We start from the raw sequence: 17,600 nt of genomic DNA on the forward strand, positions 1-17,600 counted from the left end.
TACGCTTCCGGTGGGGCAAGCGTTGGCGGGCAGAAGTGGTGGCGTTAGGAAAATACCTCAAACTGCTTACCTTTGCGCCCGAATGAGAGGACACCGGAATGGCTAAAAAACGATTGGGGCTAAGGCAGCTGAGGCTGCTTTTCGTGAAGCTGCTACTTAGCCTTTTCCTGCTAAGCGTGGCGTGGGTGCTGGTGTACCGCTGGGTGGCGCCTCCGGCTACGCTGCACATGCTCAAGCGCCGGGCCGAGGCCGGGGCTGCCAACAAAGAAAACCCGGGAATAAAGTATAAATTCGTGACGCTGGAGGAGATGTCGGACCAATTGCCGCTGGCGGTGGTGGCCTCGGAGGACCAAAAGTTTTTGCAGCACAGCGGCTTTGACTTTGATGCCATATCCGATGCCTTTGAGCGCAACCAGAAGGGCGGCAACATCCGGGGCGGAAGCACGATTAGCCAGCAGGTGGCCAAAAACGTTTTCCTGTGGCACGGCCGCAGCTACCTGCGCAAGGCCGTGGAAGCCTACTTTACCGTGCTGATTGAGGTGCTGTGGGGCAAGCAGCGGATTCTGGAGGTGTACCTGAACATAGCGGAGTTCGGCGACGGTGTGTTTGGGGTGGAGGCGGCCTCGCAGGCGTACTTTAAGAAGCCGGCCAGCGAGGTGGGCAGGTGGCAGGCGTCGTTGCTGGCGGCCGTGCTGCCGAACCCGATCAGGTACGCTGCCAACAGGCCATCTGCTTACATCCTCAGCCGCCGCGTGCGCATAGCCCGGGCAATGGGCCGGTTGGGTGGTGCTATCTATATCAGGGAAATATTACCGGTAAGCGATGAAAAATAAATTATACTTCCTGTTGATCCTCGGGCTGTTCAGCATGAGTGCCTGTACAGGCAGCAAACCGCGGGCTGCCACAGTTGATGCCGCTGCTGCGGTGCGTCAGGTGCTGGAGGAGCAGGCACAGTGCTGGAGCCGCGGCGAACTGGTGTGTTACATGCAGGGCTACTGGAAATCAGATTCGCTTCTGTTTGTCGGCTCCCGCGGCCTGACCTACGGCTGGCAGCAAACCCTCGACAACTACAAGCGCGGCTACCCGGGCGTGTCGGCCATGGGCAAGCTTAACTTCGACCTGAAGGAGCTGCGTCCCTTATCCCCTGAAACCATGCTGGTGGTAGGCAAGTGGCACCTGCAGCGCGACGCTGACAAAGGCGACCTGGAGGGCCATTTCTCCGTTATCTTCAGGAAGTTTCCGGAAGGCTGGAAGATCATTGCGGATCATTCCAGCTAGGGTTTTCAGAGGGAATCATACTTCCTGGAGTAGCTCTAGCGCATGGCGGCGCAAGCGTCCGTCCTTTCGTGATTCATACTTTGCGCACAACCTCCTGAGGAGCAGAGCACCTGCGTGTGCCTTGGTTTCACCCCTCCCCAACCCTCCCGAGAGGGGAACCATACTTGTTGCTATACTTTACTGTCATCTCGAGCAGGGCGAGAGATCGATCTGGAATTCTAAAGAGATCTCTCCCGAAGGTCGAGATGACAAAAGCAGTAGCTATCGAGTTGATACCCAGCCTTTGGGTTGAGCGCCTATGCGAGTTTTTCCGGTGCCCGGAGGGCATTGCGACGCAGGAGCAAAGGAAAAGCTCCCAGCGCGATGCCCGAAGGCGAGCCCTCTCGGGCTTGAGAGCACCAAAGTCAGAAATGAAACGGTAGGTTTGTGGGAACTAGAGGATCAGCAGAAGCTAGAAAGTATAGCTTGTGTCAATTGGAGGGAAGCAGCGGCTAAGAAAGTATAGCCAAAGTATAAAAGAGGCACAAGCGGACGCTTGCGCCAGAGAAGCTATGAAGTATAGCCCAAGTATAAAGTATGACTTTTCAATCCAGTCGGGTTACAAACCCGACGCCATTGTTGGATACAAGTCTGAAGACTTGCACCATGAAAGGGATAAAGTATAAAAGTATAACCCAAGTATAAAATCCTGCTCATCGCTACATCCTGCTAATCCTGACTCAGACAAGTATAAATCAGTAAGTATAGACGTACGGTTTACGCAGACTTGGAAATCCGTAGTAGCTTTGGTTGCGGATAAGGATGTCCGGTACTACCGGAAGAAGAAGGGAATAAAGCGGCTAAAAGTATAAAAGAAAGCAAGCGAGACTCATGCAAAAGTGACAGAACACTACATCCCTTAGTATGAAATCCCTGTTACCTCCACCAGCTCCTCCGTTTTACCTAACTTCAAACTTACCATCTCGCCTGCTTTGGCCCCTACCACAGCCCTCGCGATGGGTGCCACAAAAGCCACCTTGCCCGCAGCCACATCTGCCTCATCCACACCCACAATCGTGAACGTGCGCTTCATGCCCGGCTTGGGGCCTTTCACGGTTTTCAGCGTTACGGTTGCCCCAAAGCGCACCTCATTGGGCTGCTGATTGGCTGGGTCGATTACGCGGGCGCTTGCCAGCCGCTCGTTCAGGGCGCTAAGGCGTGCATTCAGGATGGTAAGCTGGCGGGTGCGGTTAGCCTCGTCCTCGCGGTTGGCCTCCGCCCTGGACCTTTCTGCTTCGAGCTGGGTTAGCTCCGCGCGCAGTTGCTCCAGGCCAGTTGGCGTTACGTAGTTGGTCGTGCCGGGCGGAAGCGCTGCGCGTGGCGGTATGATAGGAGGCTCTCCCGCATCGTCTTCCTTTACAAATGCTCTGCTCATCGTGTCTGGCTTAGGTAGGGGTTTATACTTTGTAACTGCTTTTTCTGCTGAGTTTATACTTTGCTTCAGCCTTTTTGCAGGAGGTGGCTCAGGTCGCCGGCCCGGAACCAGCGGTAGCCGTAAGCTTCCAGGGTTATGTAGTGCCTGCCTTTTTCATCTGCCGTACTTTCCTCATTTTTCATCAGGTCAATCAGCCTGTGCTCCTCTTTCTCCTTCAGATTCAGCACTACCTCGTGGGCCCTTTCATCAAAATTATGGAAGATGAGCAGCGAACTGCCCTGCCAGCTATAGTGCATGCACAGCACGCACGGGTTCCCGCTCTCCAGGAGTTGCCAGTCGCCCCAGCCAATCTCGGTGCACTCCTGGCGCAGGCGTATCATGGTGGTCATCCAGTTCAGGAGCGAGTCGGGTTCGCGGCGCTGGGTCTCCACATTTACGTGCTTGTAGGCATAGGGGCCTTTGTCTATGACCGGGTGTATGAGCTTGTCGGCCTCCGAGAAGCCCGCCTGCTTCTCAGCAGACCACTGCATCGGGGTGCGCACCGCGTCGCGTTCGTTCAGGCTCAAGTCCTCGCCCATGCCAATCTCGTCGCCATAGCGGATAACGGGCGCACCCGGCAGCGAGAACATGAGGCTGTAGGCCAGTTCGGTTTGCTGGCGGTTGCCCAGCATGGGGGAGAGCCTCCGCCGGATGCCGCGGTCATAGAGCTGCATGTGCTTTTCCGGTCCGAAGCGGGCGAAAACCTTCTGCCGCTGCTCCTCCGTCAGGCGGCCCAGGTCCAACTCGTCGTGGTTGCGCAGAAAATGGGCCCACTGCGAGGTCGGGTGCGTCATCCGGGTAGACTCCAGCGCCTCTTTCAGCGGTTCTATCTCGCCGGAGGCCAGCGCGTAGAACAGGTGCTGGTTCACGTAGAAGTTAAACATCATGTGGATGCCCTCACCCTCCTCTCCAAAATACTTCTTGGTCTCTTCGGGCAGCACGTTCGCTTCGCCCAGGAAAATGGCATCGCCCTGCCGCCACTGCATGAAGCGACTCATCTGGCGCAGGTAGTCGAATTTCAGCTCGGGCTTGGCGGCCCCCGGAGCGGGTGTCTCTATCAGGAAAGGCACGGCATCTACCCGGAAACCCGCTACCCCCAGCTCCAGCCAGAAGCCTATGATCCGCATGATCTCCTCGCGCACCTCAGGGTTGTCGATGTTAAGGTCGGGCTGAAAGTTGTAGAAACGGTGGTAGTAGTAGGCCTTTGCTTTCTTATCGTAGGTCCAGGTGGCGTGCTGCACTCCCGGGAAGACCATGCCCTCATCCCAGTCCGAGGGTTTTTTCTCCGACCACACGTACCAGTCGCGGTGCTTGGCGTCCTTGCTGCTGCGCGCGTCCTGGAACCAAGGGTGCTGGTCGGAGGTATGGTTCACCACCAGATCGATGATGACCTTGATGCCGCGCTTTTTGGCCTGGTGCATGAACTCGACAAAGTTACCGCTGGAGCCGTGGCGCTGGTCTACCCCATAAAAATCCATGACGTCATAGCCGTTGTCCTTATTGGGCGTGGGCTGGAAAGGAGCCAGCCAGACCGTGTCGATGCCCATGGCATGCAGGTAATCCAGCCGGCGGGCCAGCCCCTGAAAGTCACCGACGCCATCGCCGTTGTAATCCATAAAAGTTTCCAGGTCCAGGCTGTAGATAACCGCATTCTTGTACCAGAGTTCTTCTGTCATGGCAGGGGTGTTTTTACAAAGTATAGGCTATGTATGATTTATGCCTTGTACGGATGCAGGCATGCGTATAGTTGGCCCGGCCTCGAGTTTATACGTTGTGCAAGAGGCAGAAAAGCCACGGCAGGCACAGGAAAACCTCCCGCGCCTGCCGTGGCTTCAACAGATCAATATGACTTATTCCGTGTCGTTCTCCTTATCCAGCTCCACCTCTTTCTCAACTTCTTTTACCTCTTCCACAAGTATAAACCCATGCTCCGCGGCGTGGGCAGCGGCAGCGGCCGTGTCCTTCACCAGCACCATTTCCACCTCACCGCTGGCCTTCAGCTCGTCAGCTATCCTGGTTACGGCCTGGGTGCGCTTGGCTACATTCACATCCCGTATGTAGATGGCCATGATGCGGCCCGGGTGGTTCTTCACCACTTCATGATAAATCGGTGCGTCCTGCTGGCCACTGTCTCCTATAAGTATAAAGTCGAGGTGCGGGTAGGTGATCAGGATGTTCTCGATCTCCTTATACTTGTGGCTCATGTGGTCGGAGTGGCCCAGCTTGCTCTCGTCTATGCCAAAGTCGCGGAGCAGGAGCGGGCCTTCCGGAATCTCGTTCAGCTCCAGGAAGTGGTACAGCAGGTCGTAGTTGTTCCAGGGACTGCTGCTCACGTAGAAGAAGGGGTTGTTGCGCTTGCCGTTGCGGCCAAGTTGCAGCGACTTGTAGAACTGCGACACCCCATGGAAGGGGATGCGGGTGTGGGCGTTGTTCAGCAGCACGTTGCGGCCCGTCTGCAGCAGGCTGGTGGCGCCGGTGCGCACAATGGTGTCGTCTATGTCGGAGATAATGCCGTACTCCGCGTCGGGTGGCGGCACCAGCACGTAAGCGGTCTCCTTTAGGCCCGGCTCAAAGTTGTGCACCGGGGCTTCTTTCAGTTCCAGCTCTATCGGGTGCCAGATATCAGCCAGGTGCAGGGGCTTTTCAGGCTTGAGGTTCAGCACAAAGTAGCCTTCCACATCGGTGGTGATTTCGTGCAGCTGGTTTTGCAGGCAGAGCTGTACGCGGGCGTTCGGGATCTCGTCGCTCTCAAAGCGGCGGTACATGTTCAGCAGGTTCTCCCAGGTGGTATCGTTCTCCTCGGAGTGCTGTATGCCTTTGTCTACCAGCACACGCCCTTTTACATAGAGGCGCTCGGGGGTGCCGTAGCTGCGGTAGGTTACGATCTGCAGCGGGCGGTTCAGTTTAAGCTTGTTCTTTAACTGGAAGGTGAGCAGGTCCAGTTTCTCCTCTCCCCGCAGAATAGCCTTGGTGACAGAGTTCTTTATTTTCTTCATAGTTCTGTAGTGCATAAGTACAAAGTGCCCGCCGGGTTGGGGCAGGCACTTTGTTATTCGTTAAATCCCGAGTGAGGTTTTCAAACCCTGAAAATCGGAGTCTGGGGCGGAGGCGGTGCTGCAGCCGCGCTCCTGCGCCAGTTGCTGTATGTGCTCGATACGGTTGCCCGGGCTGGGGTGTGTGCTCAGAAACTCGGGTGTCGCCCCTTGTTGCTCCTCCTGCTCCATCTTCACGAAAAAGCCAGCCGCCCCGTCGCAGGCGTAGTGGCGGGTGCCACTTAGGTAGGCCACAGAGGCCTCGTCTGCCTCTGTTTCGGCATCGCGGCTGAATTTAAGGCCGGCCAGCGTACCCGAGAGCTGCGCCGCGATCTGCTTCAGTGTGCCGGGGTTGTTGCCCAGCGCCACCGACAGCAACAGGGCAATACCATAGTCGCGCTGCAGCTGCTTTACGCTGTGGCGTTTGTCGGCGTGGGCAATCTCGTGGGCCAGCACCCCGGCAAAGTGGTCCTCGTCGTCCAGGTACTTGATCAAACCGGTGAACACGTAAATCTGGCCACCGGGAGAGGCGAAGGCGTTGAGCGTCTCATCGTCCTTAATAATTTTAACCGTCCAGGGGAATTCCTCCTGATACTTCACCTCGCCGGAGGTAAGCACGCGGTTTACGATGCGGTCCAGGTGCTGGTAGGCTTTCTGGGTGTTGGCGTTGGAGCTGTTGCGCTCCAGCAGCTTGCCTTGCGCGCGGTACGTGGAGTCTACCTCATGGGCAACCTGCTGGCCCAGGTTCACATCGTCCTGTATCGAGAAGATCACGCCGTCGTTGCTGTCGCAGCTGCTGAAGGAGAGCATGCCCGCTATGGCCAAAAGCCACACAGGCGTGTAGAGTAGTTTTTTCATGTTATGAGTAAAGCATTTAAGGGTGCAACGCAGTACCTCTGCATTATTATACAGCCCACGGCAAATATATGGCCAAAAGCTGTAGAAATGGGCATTGCAACCTGCTTTACGTGGGCAGGGGCCTTTCTTGTTACAGGGTAAACACCGTCAAATCAGTGCAGAACGGGAATAAAAAAAGCCCTCGGTAAAACCAAGGGCTCTCTTCGTGTAGTATGTGGTTTATTTTACGGATGAGCTGGCAATCGGGTTGCCGTCTGTGTCCAGTTCCACGATCTCGTAGTTCAGGGCCTCCAGTTTCGGAAGCACCGTCTTCTTATCGCCTACCACCACAATGTGCATGTTGGCTACCGGCAGGTGCCTGGCCGCCAGCGCGTCTATTTCCTGCTTCGTGATGCTGTTCAGGATGTCGGTTTGCTTCTTCACGAAGTCCTTGTTCAGGTCAAACCGCAGGATGCGGCCCAGGAAATTGGCTTTCTGGTAAGGCGTCTCGTACTGTCGGGCGTCAGCCTGGCCGATAGAGCTCTTCATGAACTGCAGCTCGTCCTCCTTAATGCCATTCTTTTGGAAGTCAGACAGCTCTTTCATGAACTCGGTAACCGACTCGGCGGTGGCATCGGCGCGCACGCCGGCAGAGGCCGTGAACGGACCTGCATACTTGCTGCCGCTGAAGTAGGAGCGGGCCCCGTAGGTATAGCCTTTGTCCTCGCGCAGGTTCAGGTTGATGCGGCTGTTGAAGGCGCCACCCAGGTTGTAGTTCATCAGGCCCAGCTTATAGTACTCGCCGGTGGCGTCGAATGGCATGGCCATGTAGCCGATCCTGATCTCCGACTGTGCCGCATCCGGCTTATCCACCAGGTAAATGCGCGTCTTCTCAATGGCCGGAGCCTTGGTTTCAGCAGGCAGCTGCACGTTTTTCTTCTTCCATTTCTTCAGGAAGTCGAGTTTGCCCATCAGCTCTTTCTCCGAGATGTCGCCCACCACAACCAGCTCCGTTACAGAAGGGGAGTAGTAGCTGTTGTAGAACTGCTTCACGTCGTCCAGGGTGATGTTCTCCACCGTTTCGGAAGTACCGGAGGTAGGGATGGACATGATGTGGTTGTTGCCATAAAGCAGTTTGTTATACACGCTGCTGGCGATGGCCGTAGGCTGTGTGGCCTGGTTGGCGATGCCTTCCAGTTGCTGTTTCTTGAGGCGCTCGAAATCATCCGGGTTAAACTTAGGCCTGAAGAGGCGCTCCTCCAGCAGGGCAAGTGTTTTATCCAGGTTCTTCTTCAGCGACTGCACGATAACGTAGGTATCGTCCTGGCCGGAGCCAACGCGGATGGAACTGCCCAGCTTGTCGAGCTCGTTGCTGAACTGCTCCGAAGTATAGTTCTGGGTATCCTCGTTCAGCATGTCGGCGGTCAGGGAGGCAATGCCAGCCTTAGCCGGGTTATTGGCTGCCAGGCGATGCCCGCCTTTTATACTTAGCTGCAGGGTAACGGTCGGGATCTCGTTGGTGTTGGTGCCGATCATCTTCAGGCCGTTCCTGAACTTGCCGGTGTAGTAGTTTGGCACCGCCACCACTGGGTTCTCGCCGGCACCCGGGCGCTTGGTGCGATCAAAGGTGTCTACAGCTTTGGTATACTTCAGGCCGCTGTACTCGTCTGCTCCGGCGGTATAGCCACTCTGGTCGACGGTGTAGTTATCCGCTTTTGCCAGCAGCTCAGCCTTGCCTTTTGGCACCACGCTAAGTATAACGGCGGGCTTACCTTTAATGTATTGGTTGTACACACGCTGCACATCCTCCTTCGTTACCGACTGGATGCGCTTGATCTCCTCCTGTAGGTAGTTCGGGTTGTTGCGGAAGGTCTCGTAATAGGCCAGCTGCGATACTTTGCCGCTCACGCTGGCCATGCGGTTGATCAGGCTCGACTCGGCCTGCGCCTTGAAGCGCTGCAGGTCCTCCTCGTTAATGCCGCGCGTCTCGAACTCGGCGATGGATTTACGGGCCAGCTCCTCGGTCTGCGCCAGCGGCGTGTTCGGGTACGCCATCACGGTAATGCCGAACTCGCCGGCCAGCTCCGAAGTAGAGTTAAACACGGAGGCCTGCATGGCTTTCTGCTCTTTCACAAAGTTCTTGTAGAAGATCGAGTTCTTGCCCTGGCCCAGGACCTCGGCCAGCACGTCCAGCGCCGGCTCGTCTTTGTGCCCCGACTCCGGCGACGGGAAGGTCATGCGCAGCATCGGGAAGCGGATGTTATCCTCGTAGCTCACGTAGCGGTCCTTGTCCAGCTTGGCAGGCTGTGGCTTCATGTCCTGCACGGCCGGGCCGGCAGGGATGGAGCCGAAGTATTTCTCCACCAGCTTCACTACTTCCTCCGGCTTCACGTCGCCGCCTACGGTAAGCGTGGCGTTGTTAGGGCCGTACCAGCGCAGGAAGAAGTTCTTCAGGTCGTTCACATTCACCCGGTTCAGGTCCTCGATGTAGCCGATGGTGGTCCAGGAGTAGGGGTGGCCGTAGGGGTAGAGGTTCTTGGAGGTCATCTCGTACACCAGGCCGTAAGGGCGGTTGTCGTAGTTCTGGCCGCGCTCGTTCTTCACCGTCTCGCGCTGCACCTCAAACTTTGGCTGCGTTACGGCGTCGAGCAGGAAGCCCATGCGGTCGGCCTCCAGCCACAGGGCCGTCTCCAACTGGTTGCTAGGTACGGTTTCGAAGTAGTTGGTGCGGTCGCGGTTGGTAGTGCCGTTCAACGTGCCACCGGATTCAGAAACGATCTTGAAGTGCTCCTCGTCGGCCACGTTGTCGGAGCCCTGGAACATCATGTGCTCAAAAAAGTGCGCGAAGCCCGACTTGCCCACCTCCTCGCGGCCGGAGCCGACGTGGTAGGTTACGTCCACGTGTACCACCGGGTCAGAGTTGTCCTCGTGCACGATCAGGGTGAGGCCGTTGGGGAGTTTATACTTGGTATAAGGGATCACCAGTTCGTCGCCTTGCCTGGTTACCTTTTCCACGAGTTTAGTCTGGGCCTCGGCTACGCTTACCACACTTGCGGTAAGCAGGATGCTCAGCACGGTTTTGTTCATCATGTGCGCTATTGTTTGGTGAATGTTTTCTCAAACAATATAGCAAAAAGCAAGGAGAATATTAAAATAATATAGACGAACCGCTATTTTGTCGCGCTCAACACCTGTCTGGCGAACATCACGGAAACCGTGAGGGTGAGCAGGGAGATAACCAGCATGGCTGTGGTGAGCAGGAAGGCCATACCGGCCGTTTCGGCGCTGTCCGGCCCCTGCGGCTGCTGCACCATGCCCAGCAGGCGCGTGAAATACGTGGCCGCCCGCCAGCCCAGCAGCAGCGTGAGCAGCCCCGCCTCGGCCGTGCCCAGCATAAAGCCCCAGCGCTTGCCCCGGTTCAGGAAGTGCCCGGCTGTCAGTCCGATCAAGCCCCCAGCGGCACCGGTAAAGAGTGCCGTGTTGGCCTGCTCGCCGGCTAAATCGACGGCCACCACGCCGCAACCCAGTAAAAAGAATCCGAAGAAGGCGTAGAGGTAGGATATGTTTTTATGCATGGCGCGGTTTGGGTGTGTATGGGTGGTAAAGATAAAGCAGAAAGATGAGAGTTGGAAAGGGAAGGTGTTGTTGCCGGGCGGCTGGCTTCAAAAGTTTATGCTTTATACTTTGGCTATACTTTTATACTTCTTCCTCTTCCTGGCGCAAGCGTCCGCTTGTGCCTCTCTTAGCCGCTGCTTCCTTCCACTTGACACAAGCTATACTTACTAGCTTCCGCTGATCCTCCAGACTTACATGCCTACCGTTGCATTTATACTTTGGCTCCCTCCAGGCCGGGAGGCCTCGCCTTCGGGCATCGCGCTGGGAGCTTTTCCTGCCCTCGTACCTCGGGCTGCCTCGCTTGCAGCTCGTCACCGGAAAAACTCGCATAGGCGCTCAACCCAAAGGCTGGAATCAGATTCGATAGCTGCTGCTAACGGAGCTTGAACCAAAGTCCCCCTTGGAAGGGGGCAGGGGGATGATCGTCTGCGGAGGAAAGGACTGGGTATCATTTCAATAGCTTCGGCTATCTTGTCATCTCGACCTTCGGGAGAGATCTCTTTAGAATTTCGGATAGATCTCTCGCCCTGCTCGAGATGACAGTAAAGTATAGCAAGTACTAAATTCCCCTCCTTGGAGGGGCTAGGGGTGGGTTTATACCTGTAGGGACAGGTCGCGACCTGTCCGCGCGAAGAACAGCAGCTCCGAAATTTATACTTTAGTAAGAGCAGTTACCGAACTCCCTCCCCTGTTTTTAGGGGAGGGTTGGGGTGGGGTGAAAGCTGGGCAGTTGGACCCACCACTGCAAAACTCCATCTCCTGTTCCTAAAGAAAGGCTGTGCAGAAGGATACACCGCAACAACTTTTGCCCTAAACTAAAGTATTACCCTCTGAGGCCGGAAGATGAAGAAGCCTCTGACTATGACGAAGCAAGAAATACACGAATTATATGCTGACGCGGGGAAATCGGCGGCCTGGGCTGGCTTACGCTATACTTCTGACGAGAAGCCGGGCTATACCCGCAAGAAAGCAGGGAAGGGCTTTTATTTTCTGGATGAAAAGGGGGAGAAGGTAAGCGATGAAAAGGTGCTGGCCAGGCTGCAGGCGCTGGTGATTCCGCCTGCCTGGACCGATGTATGGATCTGCAAATCTGCGAAAGGGCACCTGCAGGCTACCGGCCGCGATGCGAAGGGGCGCAAGCAGTATATTTACCACCCGCAGTGGCAGCAGGCCCGCAGCCTGACCAAGTTTGGGCGCATGATCGAGTTCGGGCACGCGCTGCCCAAACTGCGCGGGCAACTGCAGCAGGATATCGCCTCCCGCCACCTGGACCGCCGAAAAGTAACCGCGCTTGTCCTCACCCTGATGGATAACGCCCTGATCCGGATCGGCAACCGCAGCTATGCCAAGTCCAACGAGTCGTATGGGCTCACCACGCTGCGCGACAAGCATGTGAAGATCAACGGCAGTAGTATAAAGTTCTCGTTTGTGGGCAAAAAAGGCGTGGCCCAGGAGATAGACCTGAAGGATCGCCGCCTGGCCCGCCTTGTAAAGAAATGCAAGGACATACCCGGCTATGACCTGTTCCAGTATTTTGATGAGAGCGGGGAGCGGCAGACGCTGGAGTCGGGGGACGTGAACGAGTACCTGCGCGAGGCGACTGCCCATAACTTCTCAGCTAAGGATTTCCGTACCTGGGGCGGCACCGTGCGCATGGTGGAGTGCCTGGAGAATGTGCTGGATGAGGAGCCTGACCTGGATAAGGAAAAGGCCATTAAAGCGGCCGTGAAGGATGTGGCTAAAGGGCTGGGCAATACCCCGAGTGTGTGCAGCAAGTACTACATCCATCCGGAGGTGGTCAATCTGTTCCGGGAAGACAGGCTGATGAACTACCTGAAGCGCCACGATGCCAGCAAACCGAAATCAAAGTACCTGTCGGGCACAGAGGAACTGGTGCTGAAGATGCTGGAACGCGTGGCAAAGGAAAACGAGAAGAAAGCGGCAGCCTGATCTATACTTTAATACTTACCCACCCCTAACCCCTCCAAGGAGGGGAATCATATTAAAGTTGTTGGAATTCCCTTCATGGAGGGGGCCGTTAAGCTCTCATTTTTTGTCATCCTGAAAGGATCTTATTGGCCAGTAGCAACGGCTTCACCTACCGGCTACCAAGATTCTTAACAGAATGACAGAGTTTTTTAACAGCGGTGTAGCTAGAACTTAACGGCCCTACCTCCTTAAGGTTTAGGGGTGGGTTCATACCTTTACAAGGAGTAGTAAATCGCAATTTGAGTTTTATACTTGTCTGCAGTCTTAAGTATAAGTACTTGACTATATTACCTTTACATGCTGGCTCTTAAAGTATAAATCAGTAGCTGATCTCGAAGCGGGCGGTGTCATACTCCACCAGCGGAACAGTTGTACTTTTAGTTTCTATGGCGCCGGCTGCTGTCACTTCCCACTCCACCTTCACGTTGGAGGTGCGCTTGTAATAAAAACCACGAACGAACTTGTCAGTTGTGGTGGCGGCGTTAAAAATCATACTATCCCCGCCATACATTATCCCTTTTACAGGAGAGGCCGCTTCATTCAGTGGATAGGTGAGGGAAACCTTCAGGCTTTTGTCGGGGGAGGGAGCGGCGTTGGTCACGCTTACTTCCAGATAGGAGCCTTTGGCCAGGAACACATCCATATTGTTCGTCTGGTTGCGCTTTATCTCTTTGCCTAAACCATCCTTAACCTCCACATAGCCTTTTTTCTCCGAAGCCACCCAGTATACCGTTTGCCTGGCTTGCGGCGTATGGATAAACTCGTATTCTCCCTGGCTGTTGGTGGTGGAGGAGGAAGCTACAGGGGTGAAAAAAGTATACGTATCAGGCAGTCCATCGCTTAAAAACAGGTCTACCCTGGTGTCTGCAAAAGCCTGATTGGTATCCGGGTCGATCACCTTACCGGTAAATTTCGTGGTGCTGTCTTCGTTCTCGCAGCTGGTGAAAAGGGCGAGCAGCAGGAAGCTTCCAGCAAGTGTAGTCAGTTGTCGTGCGCGAAGCAGCATAGGATCAGCAGGTATATAGTTGCTACAAGGTATAAAAAATATCTACATACAACGGGGAGCCTTTCAGCTTTTAACCTGCCTTTTACTTCGGCATATTGTCCAGCGACTGCCAGAGGTATTTGCTGGCGATGGTGCGGTAGGGGCGCCAGTTCTCGGCGATCTGCTGCATTTGCAGGCGCAGGGCCTTGCCGGAGGCATCCAACCCATAGTGGCGCTTCATGGCGTTCTGAATCCCCAGGTCATCTACCGGAAAAACATCAGGGCGCTCCAGGGCAAACATCAGCAGCATTTCCACGGTCCAGCGGCCAACGCCTTTTATCTGCGTCAGGTGTTTAATTAACTCCTCGTCCTCCAGGGCAGCAATAGTGGCGTGCTGCAGGTTGCCGGCCGCGGCAAAGGTGGCTACATTGCGCACATACCCTATCTTCTGAAACGAGAGGCCTGCGCTGCGCAGCAGCTCATCCGGCGCCTCCAGCACCAGTTCCGGGTGGGGGTACTCCTCCGGAAACAGCTCCCGGAACCGCCTGAAGATGACCGCCGCCACCTTGGTGCTCAGCTGCTGCGACACAATCGAGCCGAGCAGTTTAAAGTATAGATCCTCGGAGCGGGACGATGCCAGCGGCTGCCCGTTTTGGATAATGCCGCAGATGACAGGATCTGTGGCGAAGGCTGCCATTACTTCGGGCGTAGGGTAGGAGGCGTTCATAATTTCGGTTAAGGTATTGAGGGTTAAACAACAGATGAAATGGGTGGCTGCAAGTAGCAATCTGCTTGAAGAAACTGTCCCCTTGAGGGGACAGTTATAGATCATGGTAGCAGATTACTACGCCTCCACCTGCTCCTGGTTCAGCGCCTGCAGTACCTGCAGCAGGTGTTGGTGCATTTCCTCCGTTAGGTCGAGGTGGGTCACGAAGCGGATCATTTGCGGGCCGAAGCTGGAGGCAAGTATGTTTTGGGCGGCCAGCGCCTGCACAAAGGCGGCATCGGCCATACTTTCGTTCAGTTTAAAGATCACGATGTTGGTTTCTACCGGCAGCACGCTTTCCACATAGCTGGCCTGCAGCAGCGCCTGCTCCAGTTCCTTCGCCCTGCGGTGGTCCTCCTGGAGCCGCGCCACGTGGTTGTCGAGGGCGTAGATGCCAGCCGCCGCCAGGTAACCAGCCTGGCGCATGCCGCCGCCCAGCACTTTGCGCACCCTTCTGGCCCTTTTTATGAATTCTTTGGAGCCGAGCAGCACAGAGCCAACCGGGGCACCCAAGCCCTTGGAGAGGCAAACCGAGATGCTGTCGAAGTATAAGCCGTAGTCCTGGGCGGCATCGCCGGAGGCAGCCAGGGCGTTGAATACGCGGGCGCCATCCAGGTGCAGGGCCAGGCGGTGTCGCTTGCATACTTCCGAAATAGCCGCGATCTCTTCCAGCGTATAAAACGAGCCGCCGCCCTTGTTGCAGCTGTTTTCCAGGGCCACCAGGCGGGTTTCGGGGAAGTGTATGTTGTCCAGCGGGCGGATACTGGCCTCTACCTGCCGGGGCGTCATTTTGCCGCGCTCGCCGTGCACCAGCGCCGTGGAAGCGGCCGAGTTAAAGGCAATACCACCGCCCTCGTACTGGTGGATGTGCGCCGTCACGTCGCAGATAACCTCGGTGAGCGGGGCCGTGTGCACTTTTATGGCGATTTGGTTTGTCATGGTGCCGGAAGGGCAGAAGAGGCCCGCCTCCATGCCGAACATGGCAGCTGTTTTCTGCTCCAGGGCGTTCACTGTGGGGTCCTCGCCGTACACATCATCACCCACGGGGGCGGCAAACATGGCCTGCAGCATTTCCGGCGTTGGCTTGGTTACGGTATCGGAGCGGAGATCTATCTTCTGTGTCATGAATATGCTTTCGGAAAAAATTTTACTTTGTAAAAATAATAACTTACTTTTGCCCTTCAAATTAAAATCATTGCAACGATGGGAGTTACTAGATTAAAAAGAAAAGATCGCAAAAATAAGGCTAGAGCAAACAACAGAGTAGCTAAGATTAAGCAGCTTCTGCTGACGCCGGTTATCAAGAATGTTGACATGGACGAGCTGCGCGCTCAGTTTGGTGAGGCTCCAAAAAACAAGCCTGCTGTAGAAGCCACCGCTGAGTAACCCTTATTTTCCGCGAAAGTAAGTCCATCTGCTGCCGCTGCTGTTTAGGCGAATGGCGGCGGCTTACTAAACAAGATTTCAAGTGTGTTTGCGCAAGCAGGCACACTTTTTTTATGCCCGCTTGCCCAGCTCCACCACCTGCAGGTCCAGCACCCTGCCCGCGCTTATACTGAATTTCACCATCGTCCGGACACTGTGGAAGCCGTGCCTGCCCGCCGCGCCCGGGTTTATGTGCAGCAGGTTGTGGAGGCTCTTGTCGGTCATCACCTTCAGGATGTGCGAGTGGCCGGTGATGTAGAGTTGGGGCGGGTTGAGTTTTATACTTTCGCGCACGTCGGGGTGGTACTTGCCGGGGTAGCCGCCAATGTGGGTCATCATCACGTCCAGCCCCTCGGCCACAAACCGGTTTACTTTGGGGTGCACCAGCCGGATCGCCGCGTCATCGATGTTGCCGTATACGCCCCGCAGCGGCGCCAGCTCTTGCAGCCTGTCCGAAACCTCCATGCTGCCAAAGTCGCCGGCATGCCATATCTCGTCGCGGTCGGAGAGGTGGCGCAGGATCTGGTCGTCGAGGTAGGAATGGGTGTCGGAGAGAAGGCCGATTTTGAGCATGTTGGGAAGTTAGAGAGTTAGAGGGTTTAGGAGTTAGAGGGTTTTACCTCGCTTTGGTGCTGCAAGTTACTGATTTTATCAGGATAGGTGGTGAAGGGTTGCGGCTGCCGGGTTAATCTGGAGATCTGGATTTATACTTTGGCATAGGAGCGACTTCCACGATGATGCTTGCCTCTTTGCTATTACGGGAAGGATTTACAGTACCGGGTCCAACCACCCCTACCCCTCCTTAGCCAAGGAGGGGAGTCTGTAGTTACTATGGCTGAAGTATAATTTTCATAGCAAAGGCTATCGCGCGGACAGGTCGCGACCTGTCCCTACAAGTATAAACTTACCGCTGCTGTTTCGGATTGCAAATCCGGAACAGCAGAAGAGCAGGCTGGAAACAGGTTCGATAGCTGCTGCTGACGGAGCCTCAGCCAAGTCTCCCTTCGAAGGGGGCAGGGGGATGTTAATCGTGTGCTGAACATTCCCCTCCTCGGAGGGGTGGGGGTGGGTTTATACTTCACCGGCTTTGAAAGGCACAAGCGGACGCTTGCGCCAGAGATTGCCGGAACTCCCTCTCCTGTTCTTAGGGGAGGGGTTTACAGCTAAAAAGCAGTGTTTCTACATCAAAAGCGGCAAAAAATGTTATCTTTGGATAAAAGCCGCCCTGTTGCGAGGAAGGTTTTTCATTTTTTTGCAAAACATCCTTCACGAAACAGGGTTCATTTGACTTATCTCAGAATTTTAACAAGAACATGAAGAAGCTATTTCTAGCACTGATCGCCTTTGCCTTTTTTACGTCCTGCGAACAAGCCCAGGGAAGACTGACCGACGTGGCCAAAGACATTGCGAAAGAGGAATTTAAGAACCACACCGGGTTCGACTTCGACTCCACCAAATCAAGAATAGACACCCTGAACGTTGAAGGTGAGCTGAAACGTGCAGCCAAAGACAGGCTCCGCGAAGAATTAGATGCGATGTAAGTCCGGCCATGTCCGGTGCCACCCGCTTTCAGCAGAGAATCGACTCTGGCAATTAGCTGGAGTCGCTTCTTTTTTGGGCTTTACCGGGTCCAACCACCCCTAACCCCTCCTTGTCCAAGGCGGGGAATTTTACTTGCTAAAGCTTCCGCTGATTTCCTGTAATACTGCTTCCAGGTGCTGGAAAATGTCTTTGTTCTCGAAGCGAAGCACCTTTATACCCATAGTAGCTAACATTTCATCTCGCTTATGATCTGCTTCTCCGGCAGCGGCGTGCAGATGCACCTGGCCATCTAGTTCTATCGCCAGTTTTTCGGAAGGGCAGTAAAAATCCAAAATGTAATTGCTTATACTATGCTGTCGTCTAAACTTCCGTCCCTCTAGTTGGCCTGACTTCAGGTATTTCCACAGTTCCCCCTCAGCCGGAGTAGAGCAGTTTCTCAGTGCCCTGCGGTTCTCCTTCAGGTACGATCTATTATGCAGCTTCATTATGGCGGATAGATTGATAAACCAAGTCTTTTGCTATCCAAGACAACACCAGCAACCTAAAAATTCCCCGCCTTAGACAAGGAGGGGTTAGGGGTGGTTGGACTCCACGCTGCAAATGGCGGATATAAATGCCCCAAACTCCTAACCCCCCAACCCTCTAACTCCTAAACCCCCCAACTCCCCAACTTTCTAA

General features: G+C 55.2%; 16 protein-coding genes. 5 read left to right on the forward strand and 11 right to left on the reverse strand.

Annotated features, from left to right (window positions below):
• Window positions 1-98: 98 nt before the first annotated feature.
• Together mtgA and A3841_RS13730 are read left to right on the forward strand one after the other, a co-directional pair.
• Complete coding sequence (mtgA, locus tag A3841_RS13725; RefSeq protein ID WP_073852914.1) at window positions 99-833, forward strand: monofunctional biosynthetic peptidoglycan transglycosylase; 735 nt, start codon at window positions 99-101, stop codon at window positions 831-833.
• Entirely contained in the window at window positions 823-1,278 is a 456-nt protein-coding gene (locus A3841_RS13730) for a YybH family protein (protein WP_073852915.1), read from the forward strand. Before mtgA ends, A3841_RS13730 begins: the two co-directional genes overlap by 11 nt.
• An 898-nt stretch (window positions 1,279-2,176) precedes the next feature.
• Here the strand turns inward: A3841_RS13730 and A3841_RS13740 are convergent.
• The 6 genes from A3841_RS13740 to A3841_RS13765 form a co-directional block, all read right to left on the reverse strand.
• Complete coding sequence (locus A3841_RS13740) at window positions 2,177-2,692, reverse strand: GreA/GreB family elongation factor (RefSeq protein ID WP_073852917.1); 516 nt, start codon at window positions 2,690-2,692, stop codon at window positions 2,177-2,179.
• 65 nt (window positions 2,693-2,757) lie between these two features.
• A complete protein-coding gene (locus A3841_RS13745; RefSeq protein WP_073852918.1) occupies window positions 2,758-4,407 on the reverse strand; it encodes an alpha-amylase family protein in 1,650 nt (549 codons plus the stop codon).
• A gap of 174 nt (window positions 4,408-4,581) precedes the next feature.
• Window positions 4,582-5,727: an App1 family protein gene (locus tag A3841_RS13750; protein WP_073852919.1), complete on the reverse strand. Its 1,146-nt coding sequence runs from the start codon at window positions 5,725-5,727 to the stop codon at window positions 4,582-4,584.
• Between the two features lie 60 nt (window positions 5,728-5,787).
• Window positions 5,788-6,621, reverse strand: a complete 834-nt coding sequence (locus A3841_RS13755; RefSeq protein WP_073852920.1) for a M48 family metalloprotease — start codon at window positions 6,619-6,621, stop codon at window positions 5,788-5,790.
• A 219-nt stretch (window positions 6,622-6,840) separates the two neighbouring features.
• On the reverse strand, window positions 6,841-9,690 hold the full coding sequence (locus A3841_RS13760) for a M16 family metallopeptidase (protein ID WP_073852921.1): 2,850 nt from the start codon (window positions 9,688-9,690) through the stop codon (window positions 6,841-6,843).
• Between the two features lie 80 nt (window positions 9,691-9,770).
• Window positions 9,771-10,175 carry a hypothetical protein gene (locus A3841_RS13765; RefSeq protein WP_073852922.1) on the reverse strand — a complete coding sequence of 135 codons (405 nt, stop codon included), beginning with the start codon at window positions 10,173-10,175 and terminating at the stop codon, window positions 9,771-9,773.
• A 901-nt stretch (window positions 10,176-11,076) separates the two neighbouring features.
• Between A3841_RS13765 and A3841_RS13775 the strand changes: the two genes are divergently transcribed.
• Window positions 11,077-12,165: a DNA topoisomerase IB gene (locus tag A3841_RS13775; RefSeq protein WP_083610373.1), complete on the forward strand. Its 1,089-nt coding sequence runs from the start codon at window positions 11,077-11,079 to the stop codon at window positions 12,163-12,165.
• A 358-nt stretch (window positions 12,166-12,523) separates the two neighbouring features.
• Here A3841_RS13775 and A3841_RS13780 read toward each other — a convergent pair whose 3' ends face one another.
• From A3841_RS13780 to A3841_RS13790, 3 genes are all read right to left on the reverse strand, one after another.
• Complete coding sequence (locus tag A3841_RS13780; protein ID WP_073852925.1) at window positions 12,524-13,210, reverse strand: hypothetical protein; 687 nt, start codon at window positions 13,208-13,210, stop codon at window positions 12,524-12,526.
• 82 nt (window positions 13,211-13,292) lie between these two features.
• Complete coding sequence (locus tag A3841_RS13785; protein WP_073852926.1) at window positions 13,293-13,916, reverse strand: DNA-3-methyladenine glycosylase family protein; 624 nt, start codon at window positions 13,914-13,916, stop codon at window positions 13,293-13,295.
• Window positions 13,917-14,033: 117 nt separating this feature from the next.
• The gene (locus A3841_RS13790; protein WP_073852927.1) at window positions 14,034-15,080 is read right to left on the reverse strand and encodes a threonine aldolase family protein; all 1,047 of its coding nucleotides are present in this window, start codon (window positions 15,078-15,080) and stop codon (window positions 14,034-14,036) included.
• A 78-nt stretch (window positions 15,081-15,158) separates the two neighbouring features.
• On the opposite strand from A3841_RS13790, the gene A3841_RS13795 reads away from it, so the two are divergent.
• Window positions 15,159-15,341: a hypothetical protein gene (locus A3841_RS13795; RefSeq protein WP_073852928.1), complete on the forward strand. Its 183-nt coding sequence runs from the start codon at window positions 15,159-15,161 to the stop codon at window positions 15,339-15,341.
• Between the two features lie 111 nt (window positions 15,342-15,452).
• Here the strand turns inward: A3841_RS13795 and A3841_RS13800 are convergent, their stop codons facing one another.
• Window positions 15,453-15,953 carry a metallophosphoesterase family protein gene (locus tag A3841_RS13800; RefSeq protein ID WP_073852929.1) on the reverse strand — a complete coding sequence of 167 codons (501 nt, stop codon included), beginning with the start codon at window positions 15,951-15,953 and terminating at the stop codon, window positions 15,453-15,455.
• Between the two features lie 740 nt (window positions 15,954-16,693).
• Here A3841_RS13800 and A3841_RS13810 point away from each other — a divergent pair.
• The gene (locus tag A3841_RS13810) at window positions 16,694-16,921 is read left to right on the forward strand and encodes a hypothetical protein (protein ID WP_073852931.1); all 228 of its coding nucleotides are present in this window, start codon (window positions 16,694-16,696) and stop codon (window positions 16,919-16,921) included.
• Between the two features lie 129 nt (window positions 16,922-17,050).
• On the opposite strand, the gene A3841_RS13815 is transcribed toward A3841_RS13810, so the two are convergent.
• On the reverse strand, window positions 17,051-17,407 hold the full coding sequence (locus A3841_RS13815; RefSeq protein ID WP_073852932.1) for an endonuclease domain-containing protein: 357 nt from the start codon (window positions 17,405-17,407) through the stop codon (window positions 17,051-17,053).
• Window positions 17,408-17,600 lie beyond the last annotated feature (193 nt).

Source organism: Pontibacter flavimaris (assembly GCF_001907195.1).
In the GTDB taxonomy this organism is placed as follows: Bacteria; Bacteroidota; Bacteroidia; order Cytophagales; family Hymenobacteraceae; genus Pontibacter; species Pontibacter flavimaris.

Bases quoted from the DNA above. Each gene is read 5' to 3' on its own strand.
- mtgA (WP_073852914.1), top strand. From the start codon at position 99: ATGGCTAAAAAACGATTGGGGCTAAGGCAGCTGAGGCTGCTTTTCGTG.
- A3841_RS13730 (WP_073852915.1), top strand. From the start codon at position 823: ATGAAAAATAAATTATACTTCCTGTTGATCCTCGGGCTGTTCAGCATG.
- A3841_RS13740 (WP_073852917.1), bottom strand. From the start codon at position 2,692: ATGAGCAGAGCATTTGTAAAGGAAGACGATGCGGGAGAGCCTCCTATC.
- A3841_RS13745 (WP_073852918.1), bottom strand. From the start codon at position 4,407: ATGACAGAAGAACTCTGGTACAAGAATGCGGTTATCTACAGCCTGGAC.
- A3841_RS13750 (WP_073852919.1), bottom strand. From the start codon at position 5,727: ATGAAGAAAATAAAGAACTCTGTCACCAAGGCTATTCTGCGGGGAGAG.
- A3841_RS13755 (WP_073852920.1), bottom strand. From the start codon at position 6,621: ATGAAAAAACTACTCTACACGCCTGTGTGGCTTTTGGCCATAGCGGGC.
- A3841_RS13760 (WP_073852921.1), bottom strand. From the start codon at position 9,690: ATGATGAACAAAACCGTGCTGAGCATCCTGCTTACCGCAAGTGTGGTA.
- A3841_RS13765 (WP_073852922.1), bottom strand. From the start codon at position 10,175: ATGCATAAAAACATATCCTACCTCTACGCCTTCTTCGGATTCTTTTTA.
- A3841_RS13775 (WP_083610373.1), top strand. From the start codon at position 11,077: ATGACGAAGCAAGAAATACACGAATTATATGCTGACGCGGGGAAATCG.
- A3841_RS13780 (WP_073852925.1), bottom strand. From the start codon at position 13,210: ATGCTGCTTCGCGCACGACAACTGACTACACTTGCTGGAAGCTTCCTG.
- A3841_RS13785 (WP_073852926.1), bottom strand. From the start codon at position 13,916: ATGAACGCCTCCTACCCTACGCCCGAAGTAATGGCAGCCTTCGCCACA.
- A3841_RS13790 (WP_073852927.1), bottom strand. From the start codon at position 15,080: ATGACACAGAAGATAGATCTCCGCTCCGATACCGTAACCAAGCCAACG.
- A3841_RS13795 (WP_073852928.1), top strand. From the start codon at position 15,159: ATGGGAGTTACTAGATTAAAAAGAAAAGATCGCAAAAATAAGGCTAGA.
- A3841_RS13800 (WP_073852929.1), bottom strand. From the start codon at position 15,953: ATGCTCAAAATCGGCCTTCTCTCCGACACCCATTCCTACCTCGACGAC.
- A3841_RS13810 (WP_073852931.1), top strand. From the start codon at position 16,694: ATGAAGAAGCTATTTCTAGCACTGATCGCCTTTGCCTTTTTTACGTCC.
- A3841_RS13815 (WP_073852932.1), bottom strand. From the start codon at position 17,407: ATGAAGCTGCATAATAGATCGTACCTGAAGGAGAACCGCAGGGCACTG.